Below are 20,364 nucleotides of genomic sequence, written 5' to 3' on the forward strand. Positions count from 1 at the left end.
AGCGTCCACTCTTCCAGCGCCCTTCCACTGTGGGCTACAGGCGTCCTCCATGCGTATCCAGATTCTGCGTTGTGCTTCCCTGATCCTGATCGGCGTGCTGCTGTCGGCCTGTGGCGGCACGGACAAGAAGGCCGATGAGGCGGGCGCTGCGTCCGCGCTTGCGGTCACCGTGGCGGCCGCGCAGACGCAGACGCTGGCACGCACGGTGGTCGTGTCCGGCCCGGTCTCGGCCTACGAGGAAATGCAGCTCGGGGTCGAACTGTCGGGCCAGCGGGTGACGGCGTTGAAGGTGGACGTGGGCGAATGGGTCAAGCAGGGCCAGGTGCTGCTGGAACTGGACCACCGCACGCTGGACAGCGAGCTGGCGCAGGCGGACGCCGCGCTGCACCAGGCGCAGACCGCGCAGGAGTTGGCGCGGCTCAACTACGAACGCGGCGCGAAGCTGGCGGCCGAGCGGCTGGTCAGCGCCAGCAGCCTGGACGAACTGCGCGCCACGCGCGTGGACGCCGAGGCGCAGACCGCCACCGCCCGCGCCAGGCGCCAGGCGGCGCAACTGCAGCGCGACTTCGCGCAATTGCGGGCGCCCGCCGACGGCGTGATCTCCAAACGGCTGGTGCAGGCGGGGCAGGTGGTCGCGGCGGGCAACGAACTGCTGCGCTTGATCCGCGATGGCCGGCTGGAATGGCGCGCGGAACTGTCCGAGGCGCAGCTTGCCGGCGTGGCCGTCGGCAACAGCGTCGAACTGCCGTACGCCGGGCAGACCATCGCCGGCCGCGTCCGCGCGGTCAGTCCCGGCGTGGACGCGCAGACGCGCACCGGCACCATCTATGCGGATCTGCCCGCGCCCGGCCCGCTCAAGCAGGGCATCTACGTGGAAGGACGCATCGTCACCGGCGATGGCCGGGCGCTGACCATTCCCAGCGCCGCGATCGTGCAACGCGACGGGCACAGCTACGTGTTCACCGTGGATGCCAGGCAGCACGTGCAGCGCCTGCGCGTGCGCAGCGGGCAGACCGTGCAGGGGCGCACCGAGATCGTGGAAGGATTGAAGGAAGGCGACCGGGTGGTGGTGGATGGCGCCGGTTTCCTGGGCGAGGGCGACCGCGTGCGCGTGGTGGCCGAGGCGAAGGCGGCCGCGCGATGAATATCTCCGCCTGGGCGATCAACCGCCCGCTGCCTGCGATCCTGGTCTTCTTCGTGCTGTGCGTGGCCGGCCTGTGGGGCTTCCACCAATTGCCGGTGGCGCGCTTCCCGGACATCGCCTTTCCGATGACCACGGTCACGGTCACCCAGCCGGGCGCCTCGCCCAGCCAGCTGGAGGCCGAGGTCACGCGCAAGATCGAGGATTCCGTGGCCACGGTGACCAACGTCAAGCGGGTGATGTCCACCGTCAGCGAAGGCGTCAGCACCACCACCATCGAATTCCAGCTCGAGGCCGACCTGGCCACCGCGCTGGACGACACCCGCGATGCGGTGACGCGCATCCGCACCGACCTGCCGCAGGACATCCAGGAACCGGTGATCTCCAAGGTCGACATCGGCGGCTCGCTGATGACCTATGCGCTGGTGGCGCCGCGGATGACGCCCGACGAGGCCAGCTGGTTCGTCGATCGCGAGATCGCGCGCGCCATGTACGGCGTACCGGGCGTGGCCCGGGTCACCCGGGTGGGCGGCGTGCAGCGCCAGGTGCGGGTGGACCTGGACCCCAACGCCTTGCTCGCCTTCGGCATCACCGCCGGCGACGTGTCCAAGCAGCTGGCGCAGATCCAGGTGGAGCGGGCAGGCGGCAAGGCCGAACTCGGCGGCGCGCAGCAGACCATCCGCACCCTGGGCACCGTGGGCGACGCGCAGGCCCTGCGCGATTTCTCGATCAGCCTGCCCGACGGGCGCGCGGCGCGCTTGTCCACGCTGGCGCGGATCACCGATGCCGCCGCCGATCCCAGCGAAGCCGCCTTGCTGGACGGGCGCGACGTGGTCGCGTTCTCGATGTCGCGCACCCGCGGCTCCAGCGAGGTCGAGGTGGAGGCGGGCGTGCACAAGGCGCTGGACGCCATCAAGGCCGCGCATCCGGGGATCGATTTCCGCCTGGTCACCACCGCCATCGACGAGACCCACCGCTCCTACGAATCGTCGATGACCATGCTCTACGAAGGCGCCGCGCTGGCGCTGCTGGTGGTGTGGCTGTTCCTGCGCAACTGGCGCGCGACCTGGGTCTCCGCGCTGGCGCTGCCGCTGTCGATCATTCCGACCTTCGCGGTGATGCACCTGTTCGGCTTCACCTTGAACATGATCACCTTGCTGGCACTGTCGGTGGTGGTCGGCATCCTGGTCGACGACGCCATCGTGGAAATCGAGAACATCGTGCGCCATCTGCGCATGGGCAAGCCGCCGTTGGAAGCGGCGCGCGACGCCGCCGGCGAGATCGGCAACGCGGTGATCGCCACCTCGCTGACCCTGGCCGCGGTGTTCGTGCCGGTGGCGTTCATGCCCGGCATCGCCGGCAAGTTCTTCCGCGAATTCGGCTGGACCGCGGCCACCGCGGTGCTGTTCTCGCTGCTGGTGGCGCGCCTGCTGACGCCGATGATGGCCGCCTACCTGCTCAAGCCGCATGGCGAAGAGCAGGCCGATTCGCGGCTGATGCGCTGGTACCTGGGCTGGGTCGACGCGGCGTTGCGCCATCGTGCGCGCACCTTGTGGATCGCCACCGGCCTGTTCGCGGCCTCGCTGGCGCTGGTGCCGCTGATCCCGGCCACCTTCATCCCGCAATCGGACCTGGGCCGCAGCAATTTGAACCTGGAACTGCCGCCCGGTACCCGGCTGCAGGAAACCGTCGCCGTCGCCGAGCGCGCGCGCGCGTTGCTCAAGGACATTCCCGAACTCAAGCAGGTCTACACCGCGGTCGGCAGCGTGCTCGACCTCGGCGATCCGAACGCCACCGGCGTGGGCGAGGCGCGCAAGGCCACGCTGGTGCTGGACTGGGGCGTTGCCGACCACCGCGAGCGCGACCAGCGCGTGCTCGAGCGCGAGGCGCGCGCGCGCCTGGCGGACATGCCCGGCGTACGCGTGAGCTACGTGAGCTCGGAACCGGGCAATCTGTTGCAGCTGGTCCTGGCCGGCGACGACCCGCAGCACCTGCAGGACGCCTCCACCGCCCTGGAGCGCGACCTGCGCGGCATCTCCGGACTGGGCAGCGTCACCTCCACCGCGTCGCTGCTGCGGCCGGAGATCCAGATCGTCCCCGATCCCGCACGGGCCGCGGACATGGGCGTGGCCACGGCCACCATCGCCGAGGCCGCGCGCATCGCCACCGCCGGCGATTACGAGCAGCGCCTGGCCAAGCTCAACCTGCCCGACCGCCAGGTCCCGATCCGGGTCGGCTTCGCCGAATCCACCCTCGCCAACCCGGCCCTGATCGGCCAGTTGCGCGTGCCGGGCCGCTACGGGCCGGTGCCGCTGGCCGCGGTGGCGGAGATCCGCATGGGCAGCGGCCCGTCGCAGATCTCGCGCTACCAGCGCCAGCGCAACGTCACCCTCACCGCCGAACTCAACGGCCGGCCGCTGGGGGAGGTGATGGAACAGGTGCAGCAGCTGCCCAGCGTGAAGCAGCTGCCGCCGGGGGTGAGCTTTCTCAACACCGGCGATGCCGAAGTGTTCGTGGAGCTGTTCGTCGGCTTCATGCTGGCGATGGCCGCCGGCCTGGTCTGCATCTACATGGTGCTGTTGCTGCTGTTCAACCATGCGCTGATGCCGATCACCATCCTGGTCGCGGTGCCGCTGTGCGCCGGCGGCGCGTTCGGGGCCTTGCTGCTGACCCAGAACATGCTCTCGCTGCCGGCGCTGATCGGCTTGCTGATGCTGATCGGCATCGCCACCAAGAATTCCATCCTGCTGGTGGACTACGCGGTGATGGCCGAGGACGAGCACGGCATGAGCCAGCACGACGCGCTGATCGACGCCTGCCGCAAGCGCGCCCAGCCCATCGTCATGACCACCCTGGCGATGGGCGCCGGCATGATGCCGATCGCGCTGGGCTTCTCCGGCGATTCCAGCTTCCGCGCGCCGATGGCGATCGCGGTGATCGGCGGCCTGATCACGTCCACGCTGCTGAGCCTGATCGTGATCCCGGCCGCGTTCACCCTGGTCGACGATCTCGGCGAGTGGATGTCGCGGCGCTTCCGCCACCGGTCGTCGCATTCGGCTGCCGGTTGAGCAAGGCTGCCCAGGTGCGCGCGACGTGCGCGCGCGCTCGCGTGGCCGCAACGGCGGTGCGCGACGCGGGCGTCGACGGCGGCCCGATCGCGGCGGATTTGGCGGTAAAGTTGTGCCTGGCCGTTGCAACCGGCCAACCTGGATTTCCATGACCGGACAAACGCATTGACTGCAAAGCGCCCAGCCGGCCCGACCGGCACGACCCGTTCACAGTGGCAGGCGATCGAGCGAGCTGCGGAAGAGGAACTGCAGCGCCGCACGCGCGAGGCGCACGCGGCGATCCTCGCATTGCTTCAGCGCCATGCCCAGGATTTCAGTCCGCGGCAGATCGCGGGGCTTCGGCGACGCTTGCGCAAAGGGCGTTGAGCGCAGGAACGGGCGTGCGAACCGATCGGCGCGGAAGCATCGCGCCATGGATGGATCGTCGCGTCGAAGCGGTGCATCTCGGGCCTGCACCGCTGCCCGCCCCCTTGGCCGGGCATGGAGCTGGACAGCGCCTCAGCCAGTCTCCCGCTGCACGCGCGCCCGGTACGCGCGCACGTTGTCGCCGCGGATGCGCCGGTCCTGCGTACCCGTCACCGTGCCGACCTTGCTGTCCGAGCCGGTCACCGGCTTGGCCTCCACGCTCGTCTCCCGCTCGAAGGCGTGCGATTTGTCGGTGTTGCGGTAGTACCGGTACAGGGCCCAGTACAACGCGCTCGCGCCGGCCGGGCCGGCCAGCAGCAACCAGAGTCCACTATCGTCGCTCATGAGGTGGTCACCACGATCCAGAGGGCGATGGCTTCGATGACGCTGCCGGCGGTGAGCGCGGCCAGCAGCAGCTTCCACTGCTGCACCGGCACGCTGCCCATGGTCTCGCCGGTGCGCCCGTTCACCGCGATGTAGTGCAGCATGCCGCCGTTGCGACCGGGCTGGTGGTACGAATACAGCCACACCGGCAGGTACATCGACACCCAGCGCGTGCCGTGGACCTCGAGCCGCTCCTGCTCCCAGCGCACGCCGCGGTCGTAGCGGTCGACGGAGTCCTCGACCTGGGCGCGGGCGATCGACAGCAACTGGTCTTCCAGCCGCGGCCGCAGGTGTTCGACGTCGCGGTTGCGCTTTTCCGAGGTGAAGCCCGCCAGGTACGACGCGTTCCACTGCACCGCGTTCTTGGTGTCGAACGGCAGGATGGTGTTGATGATGTTGTTGGTGTTGGCCTGCGCATCCAGGTTGCCGCGTTCGGAAGACGATTCCAGCGGCAGGTCGTCCACGGTGAAATCCACGTGCCGTTGCACCTGGTACACGTCGGCGTCGTAGTACGTGGTCTTGTTCTTCTCGGTACCGCGCGTGTATTCGCGGGTCTTGATCTCGCCCTTGCCGGCCACGCTGGCGCTCACGTTGCCGTCGACGATCATGTAGGGCAGGTACACGCCGACCACGTTCTCGGGCGTGAACTGCTCCTTGAAGGCCTTCAGCGCGAACAGGCGCCGCTTGTCCACGAACTGGCGGATGCGCGCGACTGCATCCTCCTTCTTGATGTGGAAGGGCAGCACCGCGTCGGGCACCGCGCCGTTGGCGACCTGCTCGTTGACGCCGAACACGTGCCGGCACCAGTGGCAGCGCGCGGTCATCGTGCTCTCGGTATTGACCGTGACCTCGGCACCGCAGCCGCTGCACTTGAAGCTCATCAGGCTGGCCGCGTCGGCGGCGATATCGCGCGCGCCGGAGGCGATGACGGTGCCGCGCAGCTCGCCGATGCCGGCGCCGAACCCGAAGACCTCCTCGACCCGCGCGCCATGCCATTCGTTGCGGCAGTACTGGCAGACCAGCAGGTCGGTGCCGAGCTTGGGACGGATGTCGGTGGCGCCGCATTTCGGGCAGCGGTTGAGGCCGTCCTTCAGCTCGTTGGCGGCGGTGTCGATGGCGAGCGGATCGGGCGCCTGCAGTTCGTCGCGGATCGGCGCGGGCAGGGTGGCCGGATCGAGCGGAAAGCTGCCGGGCAGGGGCGGCACGTCCTGCGGCGAGCCGGGACCGGTCACGGCCGCCGCAGGCAAGGGCGGCGGCACCGGCGGCAACGGCGGCGGGGTTCTGGAGTCGGACATGATCGCGGCGTCCGGCGGCTTACAGGCCCAGCGCCTTGGCCTTGGCCGCGTCGTAGTCGCCTTGGGTGATCAGGCCCAGGTCCAGCATCTCCTTGGCCTTCTTCAGCTTGGCCACCGCATCGTCGGCGGCCGGCGCGGTGGGCGCGACCGGCTGCTGCAGACTGCCCACGCCACCGACCATGCCCGTGGCCATGCCGACCCCGACCAGGCCCGCGGCGCCGCCATGCTCGCCTGCCGACTGGATGCCCTGGGCGACGCTCGCCTGCAGGTTGGAGTTGCCGCGCGCGCCGGCCAGCGCATCGGCGCGCTGCACGGTCTTGAGCAGTTCCCGCGTGTTCGCGTCGTACTCGATCGACACGATCGCGGTCTTGACGATGGCCAGGCCGCGCTCGGAGCGCCACTGGTACGCCTGCTCGACCGCATCGGACAGGCTCTTGGCGAAGCCGAGCGAATCCTGCTGCAGCTTGGTGATGCGGTTGCCCTTGCCCGGGTCGTTCGTGTACAGGCTGAAGGCCGGCGCCAGCGACCCAATCACCTCGTTGAACAACTGGTTGGCGGCGGCGTTGTCGAGGTCGGTGAAGTCGAACACCTGGCCCGGCTGCAGATAGCGCGCCGGCACGAAGTTCTTCACGAACAGGATCGGATCGACGATCTTCAGCGTATACGCGCCGCGCGTCACCGCGCCGACCTGGGTGCCGAGGAAACCGTCGTCCCAGTAGATCTCGGACTGCGTGCCGAAGCGATTGTCGGGCAGCTCCTTCAGCGACACGAAGAACGCGGCCTGCTGCGACCCCGGCTGGCCACCGAACTTGAAGCGCTCCCAGCTCTGCCGGATGAGCGGCGCGACCAGGCCGTCGCCGGCGAAGATCGACTGCGAATTCGGATCGTCGGAGCGCCATTCGTAACCGCCCGGCTCGGCGACGAAACCGGTGATCGCACCGTCCTGGATCAGCAGCAGCCCGTAGCCCTCGGGCACCACGATCTTCGACCCGTTGCTGATGATGTTCGACGACGCGCCGGTGTTGGAACCGCGCCCGGCATTGGTGCCGTGCGGCACCGCGGCGAACAGCGCCGCCGTCGCCGGCAGGCCGGCCGGCACGGTGTAGAAGTCCTTCCACTGATCGGCGAGAACGCCGCCGACCGCACCTGACACTGCCTGGACGAGACCCATGACAACTCCGTTTGATTCGTGGACGGGCACCATGCCCATCGTGCTGGCCGGACTATATCAGCAGCGGGCACCGGGCGAGGGAGGGCGCGGGTCTGGCGCCGGGGTGTCGCTGGCGTTGTGCCGAAGAGGCGATCGCGGTACGCGGCACGCCAAAAACAAGGCCCCGCGCGAGCGGGGCCTTGTTCGAGGGACGGGGTTTCACGGCGCGGACCGGTGCAGCGCCGGTATCGGCCTTACGGCAGATTGCACTTGAGCTTGCCGTCCACATAGTAGGGCTTGGGGACATCCGGATTCTGGCTGGTCTTCTCGAACACCACCTCGAACGATTCGAGATCCGGCGTGCCCTTGCGCGACGTGCAGGCCTCCTGCAGCTTCTTCTTCACCGCGGCGATGCCGGCGTCGCGATTGGCCCCATCCGCGCTGTTGGTCAGGTTGACGACCTCGGCGGATGCCAGCGGGCTCAGGCCGAGCAGGCATCCGGCGAACACGAGTAGGTGCAGCTTCTTCATAGAGTCTCCTTTGCGATGTCGATGTCCGTTGGCGGCCGGCGACGTGGTATGTGCTCCACGATCCACGCGAGGGCGTGGCGGGCGTCGTGCGGCGCGTCGGTAGGATAGGGGGTGGGAGTTAAGGCTTCGTGGGGATGGGAAGGCGCAGTGGGATTTCCGCTTGCGTCACATGCCAGATATGCGTATCGGATCAATGAGCGGGATCTGGTGATCGTGTGTGTGGTCGGGCGGATAGATGCGACTGGGGAGGTCTATCGGGGGTAGATGGATCCGAGCAAACAGACTGGGATTAGGGATCGTTGTCGGAGTAGGGGTATGTCTGCTTTAGTCGGAAGCGAACAGATCGCGCGAATTGGTTTTTTCTGGCAACTCTGCCGCGAAAACGTTGCAACTCGCTGAGGTGGGCATCTTCACCAGCACTCTCAACGACCATGATTTCTGCAGCTGTCCAACCTCGGCTATCATCCTCCGCAATCTGATGTGAGTACGGATATGGAAGTGCGACTCACGCGCGAGCAGGTGCTCGCGCTTGCGCCTGATGCATCGTCAAGCAAGGCGGCCGGTGGTCTGGCCACAGACGGAAAGTGGGGCCTGCTCGGCGCCGACGCCGAAGCCCTGTGGGGTGAATGCCAAGGCAGCGGCGCCAAGCCATACCAGACCCAGGTGGAGCTGACCACGCTGGTGAGCCGTTGCTCGTGTCCCAGCCGCAAGTTTCCTTGCAAGCATGGCCTGGCCTTGATGCTGCTGTATGCCGCCGGCAACCCGCGCTGCGTGCCGAGCGTGCGTCCGGGCTGGGTGGACGAGTGGATGCAGGGCCGCCGTGCCCGTGCGGTCCGGAAGGAGGAAGCCGCCGCCAGCGTGTCCCCGCCGGATCCGCAGGCGCAGGCGGCCGCTGCCGCCAAGCGCGAACAGGCACGCTGGTCGCGCATGGAAACCGGTGCGGCAGAACTGCAGCGCTGGGTGGCCGACCAGTTCCGCCAGGGGCTGGCCAACCTGGGCGCGGGCTTCGAGCAGGAAGCGCAGCGCATGATGGCGCGCATGGTGGATGCCCAGGCCCCGGGACTGGCCAGCCAACTGGAACGAGCGCTGGGCGAGGGCGGGCGCGACCTCGCCCAGCTGGCCGAACTGGGTGAATGCCTGGGGCTGTTGCAGCTGCTCACCCAGGCGGTGTCCCGCATGGAAACCTTCAGCGCTGCGCGTCAGGCGGACCTGCGCACTGCACTGGGCTGGCCGATGGAGCGCGAAGCGGCGCAGCGGCAGGGCGAGACCGTGCGCGATCGTTGGCACGTGCAGGGCCAACACATGATCGAACATCCGGGCAACTTGATGGAACGCCGCGTGTGGCTGCACGGGCTGGAAAGCGGGCGGGCCGCGCTGCTGCAGGACTACAGCCACGGTGGGCGCGGTTGGGAGCAGCACTGGCGCAACGGCCACGTTCATGCGGGCACTCTGCATTTCCACGCGGGCACGGTACCGCTGCGCGCGGTGCCGGGCGAAGTGGAAGCGGGGATGGACGCCGCTACGGCGCCGCCGCGCGAAGACACGCTGGACGCCGCCGCGCAGGCGTACGCCACCAACCCATGGCTGCCGCAGGTGCCCATGCGCCTGGGAGTGGCGCATGTGGCACACGATGGCCGCAACGCCTGGGTACAGCACGCCGAAGGCACGCTGCCGCTTCGGCTGCCGCCGATGCAGGGCTGGGCGTTGATGGCATTTGCCGGTGGCCACCCGCTGTGCCTGATGGGCGAGTGGGATGGCCAGGCGCTGCTGCCACTTGCCGCGTGGAACGCGCCGGGCGAGCGCTGGGAAAGGAGCGTGGCATGAACGAGGCATGGTTGAAGCCGGCCCTGCTGGGCATAGACCGCGTGCAGGCCATCCCCGCCGAAGGCACGCTGGGCGAAGTGCTCGCCGCCGTGGCCACGCAGGAAGACGCCGCACTGGGCTACAGCCGGCAGGTGGGCGTCCTGGCTGCCTGCCGGCGCGCCGCCTTGCGCATGGCCGCGCCGGTGGCCCTGCCGCCGCCTGCGGAGGTCGATCCTCTGGTGCTGCCCGCCGGTCACGCCTGGGCACCGCTGTTGAAGGGACTATTCAGCGCTGCACAGCCGTCGCCGTGGATGAAGCGCACCCGTTACGAGGCCTGCGCGCAGCTGGCCGCACACAATCTGCACCTGCCGGCGGCGGTATTGCCGCAGGCGCTGGAAGCCGGTGCGCGCCTGAGCGCGCTGCGTCCCGGCCTGCGCCCGGTGCTGGGTGTGCGCGGCCGCTGGCTGGCGGCCTGCAATGCAGACTGGGCCTACGCGGCAGATGTGGCGGTCGAAGCGGATGCACAGGCGGACCTGGAGCAGATGTGGAACGAAGGCGCGTTTGATGCGCGCCTGCTGGCCTTCCGGCAACTGCGTGCGCACAACCCCGAGGACGCCCGCGCGCGCCTGCAGGGCACGTTGAAAGACCTCTCCGCGCGCGAGCGGGTGGACTTCGTCGCTGCGCTGCAGCCACAGCTGAGCGAGGCCGACGCGCCGCTGCTGCAGCCCCTGTTGAAGGACCGCAGCCGCGAGGTGCGCATGCTGGCGGGCCCGATGCTGGCCCGGCTGCCGTCCACGCCGCACGCGCAGTACGTGCAGGCGCAGATGCGCGCTTTGCTGCGGCACCAGCCCGGCGGGCTGATGCGCCGTACGACCTGGACCCTGGAAGCCCCCGCGGCAGCCGATGCCGGCTGGGCCGACGCCGCCATCGACGGCAAGCGCCCCAACAACGACATGCTGGGTGAGCGTGCCTGGTGGCTCTATCAGCTGGCGCGCCAGCTGCCGCTGGCCTGGTGGTGCCATACCCTGGAAAAAGCGCCAGCGCAGGTACTGGCCTGGGCGCGCAGCACGGACTGGTACGACGCGCTGTTGCGCGCCTGGCTGGAGCGTGTGGACGCCAGCGAACCAGAATGGGTGGAAGCCCTCATCGGTGTGGAGCAACGGCACATGAGCCTGGGCGACCTATTGGCCATGCTCCCGCCGACGCAACGCGAACGGCATTGGCCCACCAGTGCGACCGAACTTCAACAAAAGCGCCTGTTCGGCGAAGTGCTGGACAGCACGGGCCTTGGCCAGACTCTCAGCGCGGCCTACTCGCGGCAATTGGCTGCCGGGCTGGGCGCGCTGTTTGGCGAAGAGTCCCTGCGTCATGACTACACCCTGCGCGACGCGCTGCTGGAACTGTTGGCGGTGCTCGACCCCTCCGCGCTGTCGCAGGTGCAGATGGCCGACGCACCGGCCGACGCCACCGAGGCCATGCGCGACTGCGTGCACCAGGCACGCCAACTTCTGGCCATGCGCCAGGCCCTGCATTCCGCTTTCTAATCATCACGACCTTTCATTGGAGCCAACATGAGCACTGCCGTCCTGCGCCAGCACGCCGAACACCAATACGCGGAAGAATTGGAAGAACTGCGTCGCCAGGACACCCGCCAGCGCCCGGCCAACTGGATCCTCTCGCCGTGGGCGGTGGTGACCTATCTGTTGGGCGGCACGCTGGAAAACGGCTTTGTGGTCAGCCCCAAGTACATCGGCGACCGGCGCCTGATGGAAGTGGCCGTGGCCACCATCGCCACCGACCGCGCCCTGTTGCTGTTCGGGGTGCCGGGCACGGCCAAGTCGTGGGTGTCCGAGCACATGACCGCGGCCATCAGCGGCGATTCCACCCTGCTGGTGCAAGGCACGGCCGGTACCAGCGAAGAGCAGATCCGCTATGGCTGGAACTACGCGCAACTGTTGGCCAATGGCCCCAGCGAGAAAGCGCTGGTGCCCAGCCCGCTGATGAACGCCATGCGCCTGGGCAAGATCGCGCGCATCGAAGAACTCACCCGGATTCCGGCGGATGTGCAGGACGCGCTGATCACCGTGCTTTCCGAAAAGACCTTGCCGGTGCCGGAGCTGGGCAGCGAAGTGCAGGCCGTGCGCGGCTTCAGCGTGATTGCCACGGCCAACAACCGCGACAAGGGCGTGAACGAGCTTTCCAGCGCGCTCAAGCGCCGCTTCAACACGGTGATCCTGCCGGTGCCCTCCAGCGAGGAGGACGAAGTGGCCATCGTGGTCAAGCGCGTGGCCGAAATGGGCGTGGCGCTGGAGCTGCCGGCCGAACCGCCGGCGCTGCAGGAAGTCGCCCGGGTGGTACGCATTTTCCGCGAGCTGCGCAACGGCGTTACCGAAGACGGCAAGGCCAAGCTGAAGAGTCCCACCGCCACGCTTTCGACCGCCGAGGTCATTTCGGTGATCAACAACGGCATGGCCCTGGCCGGCCACTTTGGCGACGGCGTGCTGCGCCCGGGCGACATGGCCGCCGGCATGATCGGTGCCATCGTCAAGGATCCGGTGCAGGACGCGCTGGTGTGGAAGGAATATCTGGAAACCGTGGTGAAGGAACGCGACGACTGGAAAGACCTGTACCGCGCGTTCCGCGAGCACGTCTGAGCGGCCCGCGCCAATGAGCGAAGGCATCTCCCTTTTCGGCATCCGCCACCACGGCCCGGGCTGCGCACGCAGCCTGCTGGCGGCGCTGGAGGCGCTGCAGCCGGATTGCGTGTTGATTGAAGGCCCGGCGGGGACCGAGGCGCTGCTGCCGCACGTGTTGGAGGCGGGCATGCAGCCGCCGGTGGCGTTGCTTTCCTATAGCGTGGACGACCCGCAGCTGGCGGTGTTCCATCCCTATGCGCTGTACTCGCCGGAATGGCAGGCCATGCGCTGGGCGCTGCGCAACGGCGTGCCGGTGCGCTTCATCGACGTGCCCCCGGCGCTGACACTGGAATGGCAGGCGCAGGCCCGCGCGGACCGCACGGTGCCGGAGGCGGCCGAGGCGCTGGACGCGGCGGATGGAGCAGCGGTGCAGCCCCACGGCGACGCCGGATCTGCCGCTGAAGAAGACGCCGAAGCGCGCCCGGCCGATCCACTGGACTGGCTGGCGCGCGCCGCCGGCCATGCCGACGGCGAGGCCTGGTGGAACCACATGGTGGAAGAGCGGGGCAACGGGCAGGGGCTGTTCGACGCCATTGCCGAGGCCATGGCCGCCGTGCGCGAGCACGCACCGGAACACCCCGGCCTGCGCGGCGAGCACGAGGCCGTGCGCGAGGCGCACATGCGCACCGCACTACGCAGCGCCAGCAAGGAATTCGCGCGCGTTGCCGTCGTGTGCGGGGCCTGGCACGTGCCGGTCCTGCAGCCGGCCGCCCTGCGCGCCAACAGCGCCACGGCAGACAACCGCCTGCTCAAGGGTATGCCCAAGCGCAAGACGCAGAGCACCTGGGTGCCGTGGACCTACCGCCATCTGAGTGCCGAAAGCGGCTACGGTGCCGGCGTGGACGCGCCAGGCTGGTACGACTACCTGTGGCGCAACGCCGGCGCGCACGACCAGCGCAGCGTGGGTTGGTACGCCCGCGTGGGCCGGTTGCTGCGCGAGCACGGGCTGGATTGCTCCCCGGCCCATCTCATTGAAGCCACGCGCCTGGCCGACACCCTGGCCGCGCTTCGCGGCCATCCTTCGCCGGGGCTGGAAGACATTGCCGAAGCCAGCCGCGCCGTCATCTGCAATGGCGACGACGCGCCCATGCGGCTCATCCGCGAACGCCTCATGGTGGGCGACGCGCTGGGCCAGGTGCCCGAAAGCGTGCCGGTGGTACCGCTGCAGCGCGACTTGGAAGCCCAGCAGAAACGCTTGCGCCTGAAACCCGAGGCGCTGGAAAAAACCCTGGATCTGGACCTGCGCAAGGAGAACGACCTGGCGCGAAGCCACCTGCTGCACCGCTTGCGGCTGATCGGCGTCGAATGGGGCAGGCTTGCGCGCACGGGGCATTCCGTACGCGGCACCTTCCACGAGGTCTGGCAGTTGGCATGGCAGCCGCACTTCCTGGTCGATCTGGTGGAGGCGAGCCGCCACGGGCAGACCCTGCTGGACGCCGCTTCCAGCAAGGCCATCGCGCAGGCGCGCAAGGCCGAAGCGTTGCCGGAACTTTCCGGACTGGTGGACCAGGTGCTGCTGGCCGATCTGCCGCAGGCGGTGCGCGCCATTGCCGCCGAGCTGGAGGCGCGCGCAGCCACGGATGCCGATCCGCTGGACCTGCTCGGCGCACTGCCGCCGCTGGCCAACATCCACCGCTACGGCAATGTGCGTCAGACCGAGGGCGTGCAGGTGGCGCACCTGTTCGACAGCATGCTGGAACGTGCGGTCATCGGCCTGACGCTGGCCCTTTCCAGCCTGGACGAAGCGCGCGCCGAACAGGCCCGCACCGTGGTGCTGGACGCCGACCGCGCCATTGGCCTGCGTGACGACGCAGGCGGCAGCGCCGGTTGGCAGCATGCATTGCTGCGGGTGGCGCTGTCGTCTTCGTGCAGCGCGCTGCTGCGCGGCGTTGCGCTGCGCTTGCTGTTCGACACCCAGGCGGCGGAGGCCGAACTGGTGCACGTGCAGCTGCAGCAGCAGCTGTCGCCGGGTGCCGAGCCGCTGCAAGCCGCGCAGTGGCTGGATGGCTTCCTCAACCGAAACGCCACCGTGCTGCTGCACGATGATGCGGTGTGGCGGATGATCGACGCATGGGTGGTGGCGCTGGACGAGGCGCAGCTGGTGCGCGTGCTGCCGCTGGTACGGCGTACCTTCGCGGCCTTCGAGGCCGCCGATCGCCGTGACCTGGGCACCCGCGTGAAGCGGGCCCCGGTGCAGAAACCCGTGGCCGTGCTGGCCCCGGACTGGGACGCGGCACGCGCCGAACGCGCGTTGCCGATGCTGCGTGAACTGCTCGGGCTGCCCGCATGACCGATACCACCGACGCATTGGACACCCCCACCTCGCGCGAGCAGCGCTGGCGATTGATTCTGGGCCAGGAGGCCGATCGCAGCTGCGGCGCGTTGCCCCAGAGCCTGCAGGGCATCGACCAGGCCCTGGCCGCGCTGTACGAGCCCGATGGCCCCGGCGGCCTGGGTCGCCGCGGTGGGCGTGGGGCGTCCTCCCCGAATGTGGCCCGCTGGCTGGGCGACATCCGCCGCTATTTCCCGTCATCCGTGGTCCAGGTGATGCAGCGCGACGCCCTGCAGCGGCTGGACCTCACCCAGATGCTCCTGGAAAAGGAAATGCTGGAGCAGGTGCAGCCGGACGTGCACATGGTGGCCAACCTGATCGGCCTGAGCCGGGTGATTCCGACAGAGACCAGGGAAACCGCACGCATGGTGGTGCGCAAGGTGGTGGACGACCTGCTGCGCCAGCTCGAGGAACCCATGCGCTCTGCAGTGACCGGTGCACTGGACCGCGCCCGCCGCAACCGCCGCCCGCGCCTGGCCGAGATCGACTGGCACCGCACCATCCGCAGCAACCTGCGCCACTGGCAGCCGGAACTGCGCACCGTGGTGCCACAGGAGTTGGTGGGCTATGGCCGCAAGGCAAGAAAGCCGCAGCGGGAAGTGCTGCTGTGCATCGACCAGAGCGGTTCCATGGCGGCATCGGTGGTGTATTCGAGCATCTTCGGCGCGGTGATGGCCTCGTTGCCGGCGGTGGCCACGCGCCTGGTGGTGTTCGACACCGAAGTGGTGGACATGAGCGAGCAGCTGGACGATCCGGTGGATCTGCTGTTCGGCGTGCAACTGGGCGGCGGCACCGACATCCACCGCGCGGTGAGCTACTGCCAGGGCATCATCCGTGAACCGCACAACGCCATCCTGGTGCTCATCTCCGACCTGTACGAGGGCGGGGTGGAAGACAACCTGCTGGCCCGCGCCCGCGAGTTGCTGGAGGCCGGCGTGCAGTTCATCGTGCTGCTGGCGCTCAGCGACGAGGGTGCGCCGTCCTACGATCGAACCTTGGCCGGCAAGCTGGCGACACTGGGCGTCCCGTCGTTCGCCTGCACGCCGGATGCATTTCCGGGGCTGATGGCCGCTGCGATCCGCCGCGATGACATCAACCAATGGGCAGGCGGGCAGGGGCTGTTGACGACGCGTTGAGGTCTTCACTGGATCGCGCAGCAATGCAGGGCACACAGACGGGCAGGCAGCGCGAACGCAGCACGATTCGCGAGCGTTATCGAGGGCAGGGAGATGTCCGCTTCTGGCCGGAAGCTGTCATCATCGCCGCGCCAGCCGGGCGCTACGGCGTCAACCGCTGAATGAGGCGCGGCAGCGCCGCACACCGCGGGCTGGCGCGCTCACTCGACTTCCGCGCCATCGGGGCGGATCTTCTGCGGGCATTGCGCGCCCTTTGGCAGCAGGGCTTGCCGGCTGCCGAGGTCCTGCTCGGTGCCGTCTGAGCGGTAGAGGGTGATGCGCTCGGCGGAGATGAGGTAGTGCTGGTGGCCGCAGAAGGCGGTGGCGGCCTTCTTGCTGTCTTCCGGCGAGGGGTGTTGGCTGTTGCCGTCGTCTTCGGGGTGGGTGTGGACGGTGCCCAGGGCGTAGCTTTCCTTGCGGATGCGGCTGCAATCGATGACGGTCTCCAGGTGTTCGTCGTCGCCGGTGCCTTCGAAGAAATCGGTGCCCTCGGGCGCTCGCACTTTCTGGCGGTCGCGGTCGATGCCGTAGGCGAGCGCGAATTCGCGCGGTCGGATGAATTCCAGCGGGCTCTGGGTGACGTCCGAGCAGGCCCACATCTGCGCCATTTCAGCTTTGATCTTCGGGTCGTCGATCAGCAGCGGTTCGGCTTCCTTGGGTGCCAGGTGGAAGCTGACCACGCCGTTGCTGGGCGGGTTGCGCAGGATGGCGGCCTGGCCGGTGCCGAGGAAGTCGCGCTTGTGCAGGCGCAGCGCGAGCGCGCGGGCCAGGTGCAGGCGCGCGACGTCGGCCAGGCTGGGCGAGACCACCTGTACGGGATTGTCCGCGGCGCTGGCGTTGAAGTAGGGCTGCATGCGGCCGGTGGCGGGGTTGACCTTGATGCTGATGTCCATCGGTGCGAACACGAAGCCCAGACGCGGCATTTCCCGCTCGGGCTCGCCGTGTTCGAGCTCTTCGGTGGTACGCAGCTTGAGCGTGTCGAGGATGGTGGTGGCGGTGCGGATGTATTCGGGCACGGTCATCTGGCCGGCGCTGGCCGCGGAGGGCGGGGCGATGGTGCGCTGGAACTGGCGGAACAGGTCGATGTCCGAGGCCACCGGCTGATCGAAACGGGCCTGGCGCGTGTCGGGCATGTCGTCGGAGTTGAGCAGGGTGCGGAACTCGCTGTCGAAGGCGAAGCGCTCGCGCTCGGGGTCTTGGCCCAGCGCAGGGTTGACGTCGCGTTCGGCCTGCGAGAGGTTGCCGCGGATGTGGCTGGTGCGCTGGTCGTAGTGGGTATCGATGTCGTAGCTCAGGCCGTCGATGAACGTCACGCCAAAGCGGTCCAGCGGCGCGCCGCGGCGGCGCGCGGCCAGCCACAGGCCGACCCGGGTGTGGCGCTGCCAGTTGTCCATCACCACCGAGCCAGCGGTGGCGGGGCGCAACAGGTTGAGCATGAGCGCGAAGCTGTGGGGCAGCTTCCAGGTGGCGCGCATCGAGACCAGACCCCGCGAATCCGGACGCCCCGAGGCGGTGGCGCTGGTCCATGGCGCGGGCGCCACGGCTTCGCCGCGAAGCTGCGCGGCGCGGATCGGGACGGGCAGCTGCTGCAACACCTGGGTGCCATCGACGTATTCGGCCAGGAACAGGTCATCGAGCACGCCTTGCATGAAGCCGACTTCGTAATCGGCGAAGTGCGCCGGGTCGCCGAGCGTCTGCAAGGTGCTCGAGGCGCCCATGATCGCACCGCTGTTGAAGGTCATCGGGCGCTGGTTCTTTTCGGTGCCTTGGGGATTGCCGGTGGCGGCGGACAGTCTGCCGTCGAAGCCGACGAAGTTGAAGAAATGCGGGGGCGTGGCGTCCACGGTCAGGAAGTCGGCGCGTTGCAGGCCGTCGTCGCCGGCGATCGCGCCGCTGGAGCGGGTGGGCTGCGGCGCGCTGGCGCAGCGTGGTAGCGGAAGGCCCGTGCGCGGATCCCGCTCCAGCGGCGCGTCGATGCCGATCGGGCCGAATGCCGCCGAAGTGGCCATGCGCTGGCGATCGCCCTCGCAGGCGCCCAGGCCGGCGAGGTGGATCAGGTGCAGGCCGGCCAGGTGGCGGTCGGAGGGCGGGGCGGCCTTGTCGTTGGGGTCGATCTTGCCGGGCCGCGCGTCGGTGAGGTCGCTCGGCAGGTCCGGGTCGCGGAGCACCGCGTGGTGGAAGGCCATGTCGACCAGGCGGCCCATCACGCATTCGATCGGGTTGTCCGCACGCAGGGCGGTGTTGGACAGGCGCACGCCGTTGACGCCGAGGTCGCCGCTTTCCTCCTGGCCGTTGGCCTGGTCGCGGAACTGTTCGTTCTTGTCGTTCTGCGGCAGCGACACCTGCAACCGCTGCACGGCTTGGCGCACGGTGGCGGTGCGGCCGCAGGTCCAGCGGCTGATGTAGATGTCGGCGGCGGACTCGTACTGGCCGGCGGTCAGGCGCGCGCGCGCCACGTCGATGATGCGTTGCTTCTGCGCGTCGGTGTCGGCGGGGCGATCGGGGTCGCGGAGTTCGCTGACCGCGCCCTGCTCGGCCAGCACCACGGCGACGCGATCGAGGCCTTCCATGCCCGCTTCGCCCGAGCTGAAGGCGGTGGTCTCGCCGTTGCCGGCGACTTCGCGCAGTTGGTCGGGGCGCACGCCGGCATTGAGCAGTTCGCGCGCGACGCGTTGTGCGCGATGGCAGGACAGGCGCTGGTTGTAGGCGCTGTCGCCTTCCTGGCTGGCGAAGCCGTGCACCACGTAAGTGGCGGCCGAGGCCTGGTGCGCGGCGAAACTCGCGATGCGGGAGGAGCCGCGATCGTTGAACACGTCGGAGTCTTGGCAGAACTGGAAGTGCTGCAGCTGCGCGCTGGAACTGCGGCCCCGCAGCTCGACGCTAGCGCGGTCGCAGGGCACTTCGGTCTGCACGTCGCCGAGGTGGCGTGGGGCGTCGGCGCAGTCGGGTTCTTCGGGCGTGGTGGAACCGGGAATCTCGGCGTAGAGCACGACCAGGCGGTTGTCGGCCGGATCGGGACCGAACTCGGCGGTCTCGCCACGCGTCGCCACTTCCATGCGCTCGCGCAGGTCCGCGTCTTCGGCGCTGCGGTTGCCGGTGCGGCGCAGTTTGTCGGCCAGCGCGGTGCGCAGCGCAGCGCCGACGGTGTTGGCGCGGTGGCAGGCCAGGGCGAGGTTGTAGCCGGCGTCGCCATCGGTGCTGGCGTGGCCGTGCACCAGGTAGCGGGTGTTGCGGTGGTGGTCGCCGATTGTGTTGGCGAGGTCGCGCAGGGTTTGGCCCGGGGCGATCTGGTTGGAATCCAGGCAGAAGCGCCAGCGCCGCACTTCGTTGGTGCCGATGTGGCTGGCGCGCGGGCACGCCGGCTGCGGCGCTTGCAGGCCCAGGTTGGTCGGCGTGGGCGGGCACGGTTCGCCGCTGTCCGGCGCGGAGACGGGGCGCTCGAAGCCGGGGATGTCCTGGCGCTGCACACGGCGTTGCGGCGCGGCGGGAGCGGCGCAGTTGCCGCGTGCGCCGGCACCGCCCTGCTGCACGACGTGGGTGAGTTCGTGCGCGAGCAGATGCAGGCCTTGCCGCGTGTGCGGTGCGTAGCGGCCGGCGCCGAACACGATGTCCTGGCCGTAGGTGTAGGCCTGCGCGTCGATGGCGGCGGCGGCGCGGGCGGCGGCGCCGTCGTGATGGATGCGGACGGGCGCGAAGTCGGTGCCGAATTGCGCTTCGACGAAGGCGCGCGTGCGCGCTTCGAGCGGGTGGCCGGGGCCCAGCGCGGTCGGCAGCAGCGCCTGTTCGGGCACGCCGCGGTAGTGGGCGGGATCGCCGCCGCCTTCGCGTTGCAGGCGGCGCCTGGCGTCATCCTTGCAACGGCTGCAACTGCCGCCGCAGGCGCAGCGCCGCACGCTGCGGACCGGGCTGCGGTTCACGCGCAGGCGCACGTCGGCGTTCGCATTGGCGCTGCGCGGTGTTGCGTTGGTGGCTCGCGATGCGGCGCCTGTGGGCGCGCGCGGATCGTTGTTGGCAGGCGGGGGCGGGGTGGCGTCGCTGGTTGCCGGTGGCGGTGGTGGTGGCGACGCGGGCGGCGGATCGTGCGGTGGCGCGGCGGGCGGGTCGGGCAGTGCACCGGCCGCGGCGGCGACGACACGTTCGGCGACGCGTTCGGCCTCCTGTTCGAAGGCGTCGTCGGGCGCGCCGATCTCCAGGCGTGGTTGCAGGCCTTCGCGCTTCTTGTCGGCGCAGCGCGGGCAACCGCCGCCGCAGGCGCAGCGGCGTTGCACCGGGGCGGCGTGCAACGCTGTGGCGTGTGCGTCGCCGCGCGCGCGCTTGGCCGGCTTGGGTTGCACGCGCTTGGCCGGCGACGCGGCGGGCGAGCGGCGTTCGCGCGACAGGCGCAT

At 69.3% G+C, this 20,364-nt stretch carries 13 protein-coding genes; 7 read left to right on the forward strand and 6 right to left on the reverse strand.

The genetic code is table 11. The features are described from left to right. The first annotated feature begins 49 nt into the window (after window positions 1–49). Window positions 50–1,144: an efflux RND transporter periplasmic adaptor subunit gene (locus AB8810_RS11675; RefSeq protein WP_372530453.1), complete on the forward strand. Its 1,095-nt coding sequence runs from the start codon at window positions 50–52 to the stop codon at window positions 1,142–1,144. Next, window positions 1,141–4,209: an efflux RND transporter permease subunit gene (locus tag AB8810_RS11680; protein WP_206256983.1), complete on the forward strand. Its 3,069-nt coding sequence runs from the start codon at window positions 1,141–1,143 to the stop codon at window positions 4,207–4,209. Before AB8810_RS11675 ends, AB8810_RS11680 begins: the two co-directional genes overlap by 4 nt. 207 nt (window positions 4,210–4,416) lie before the next feature. Here AB8810_RS11680 and AB8810_RS11685 read toward each other — a convergent pair whose 3' ends face one another. The 5 genes from AB8810_RS11685 to AB8810_RS11705 form a co-directional block, all read right to left on the reverse strand. Then, a complete protein-coding gene (locus tag AB8810_RS11685) occupies window positions 4,417–4,623 on the reverse strand; it encodes a hypothetical protein (RefSeq protein ID WP_372530454.1) in 207 nt (68 codons plus the stop codon). Between the two features lie 84 nt (window positions 4,624–4,707). Continuing rightward, the gene (locus AB8810_RS11690) at window positions 4,708–4,959 is read right to left on the reverse strand and encodes a hypothetical protein (protein ID WP_179564832.1); all 252 of its coding nucleotides are present in this window, start codon (window positions 4,957–4,959) and stop codon (window positions 4,708–4,710) included. Beyond that, on the reverse strand, window positions 4,956–6,293 hold the full coding sequence (locus AB8810_RS11695; RefSeq protein ID WP_179564830.1) for a TFIIB-type zinc ribbon-containing protein: 1,338 nt from the start codon (window positions 6,291–6,293) through the stop codon (window positions 4,956–4,958). The genes AB8810_RS11690 and AB8810_RS11695 overlap by 4 nt, the downstream gene beginning before the upstream one ends. A 19-nt stretch (window positions 6,294–6,312) precedes the next feature. Next, window positions 6,313–7,464 carry an SPFH domain-containing protein gene (locus AB8810_RS11700; protein ID WP_372530455.1) on the reverse strand — a complete coding sequence of 384 codons (1,152 nt, stop codon included), beginning with the start codon at window positions 7,462–7,464 and terminating at the stop codon, window positions 6,313–6,315. Window positions 7,465–7,697: 233 nt separating this feature from the next. Then, complete coding sequence (locus tag AB8810_RS11705; protein ID WP_372530456.1) at window positions 7,698–7,973, reverse strand: hypothetical protein; 276 nt, start codon at window positions 7,971–7,973, stop codon at window positions 7,698–7,700. Between the two features lie 492 nt (window positions 7,974–8,465). Here AB8810_RS11705 and AB8810_RS11710 point away from each other — a divergent pair, with 492 nt between their 5' ends. Genes AB8810_RS11710 through AB8810_RS11730 form a run of 5 tightly spaced genes read left to right on the forward strand, consistent with a single transcriptional unit; the run spans window position 8,466 to window position 15,940 of the window. Then, the gene (locus tag AB8810_RS11710; protein WP_372530457.1) at window positions 8,466–9,797 is read left to right on the forward strand and encodes an SWIM zinc finger family protein; all 1,332 of its coding nucleotides are present in this window, start codon (window positions 8,466–8,468) and stop codon (window positions 9,795–9,797) included. After that, on the forward strand, window positions 9,794–11,320 hold the full coding sequence (locus AB8810_RS11715; RefSeq protein ID WP_372530458.1) for a DUF5691 domain-containing protein: 1,527 nt from the start codon (window positions 9,794–9,796) through the stop codon (window positions 11,318–11,320). Before AB8810_RS11710 ends, AB8810_RS11715 begins: the two co-directional genes overlap by 4 nt. Before the next feature lie 27 nt (window positions 11,321–11,347). Further along, window positions 11,348–12,430 carry an AAA family ATPase gene (locus tag AB8810_RS11720; RefSeq protein WP_372530459.1) on the forward strand — a complete coding sequence of 361 codons (1,083 nt, stop codon included), beginning with the start codon at window positions 11,348–11,350 and terminating at the stop codon, window positions 12,428–12,430. A 13-nt stretch (window positions 12,431–12,443) separates the two neighbouring features. Beyond that, complete coding sequence (locus AB8810_RS11725) at window positions 12,444–14,762, forward strand: DUF5682 family protein (RefSeq protein ID WP_372530460.1); 2,319 nt, start codon at window positions 12,444–12,446, stop codon at window positions 14,760–14,762. Further along, on the forward strand, window positions 14,759–15,940 hold the full coding sequence (locus AB8810_RS11730) for a VWA domain-containing protein (protein ID WP_372530461.1): 1,182 nt from the start codon (window positions 14,759–14,761) through the stop codon (window positions 15,938–15,940). The genes AB8810_RS11725 and AB8810_RS11730 overlap by 4 nt, the downstream gene beginning before the upstream one ends. 200 nt (window positions 15,941–16,140) lie before the next feature. Here AB8810_RS11730 and AB8810_RS11735 read toward each other — a convergent pair whose 3' ends face one another. Continuing rightward, window positions 16,141–20,364, reverse strand: a complete 4,224-nt coding sequence (locus tag AB8810_RS11735) for a DUF4157 domain-containing protein (protein WP_372530462.1) — start codon at window positions 20,362–20,364, stop codon at window positions 16,141–16,143.

This window comes from Xanthomonas sp. NCPPB 3005 (assembly GCF_041228095.2).
Lineage (GTDB): Bacteria > Pseudomonadota > Gammaproteobacteria > Xanthomonadales > Xanthomonadaceae > Xanthomonas_A > Xanthomonas_A bonasiae.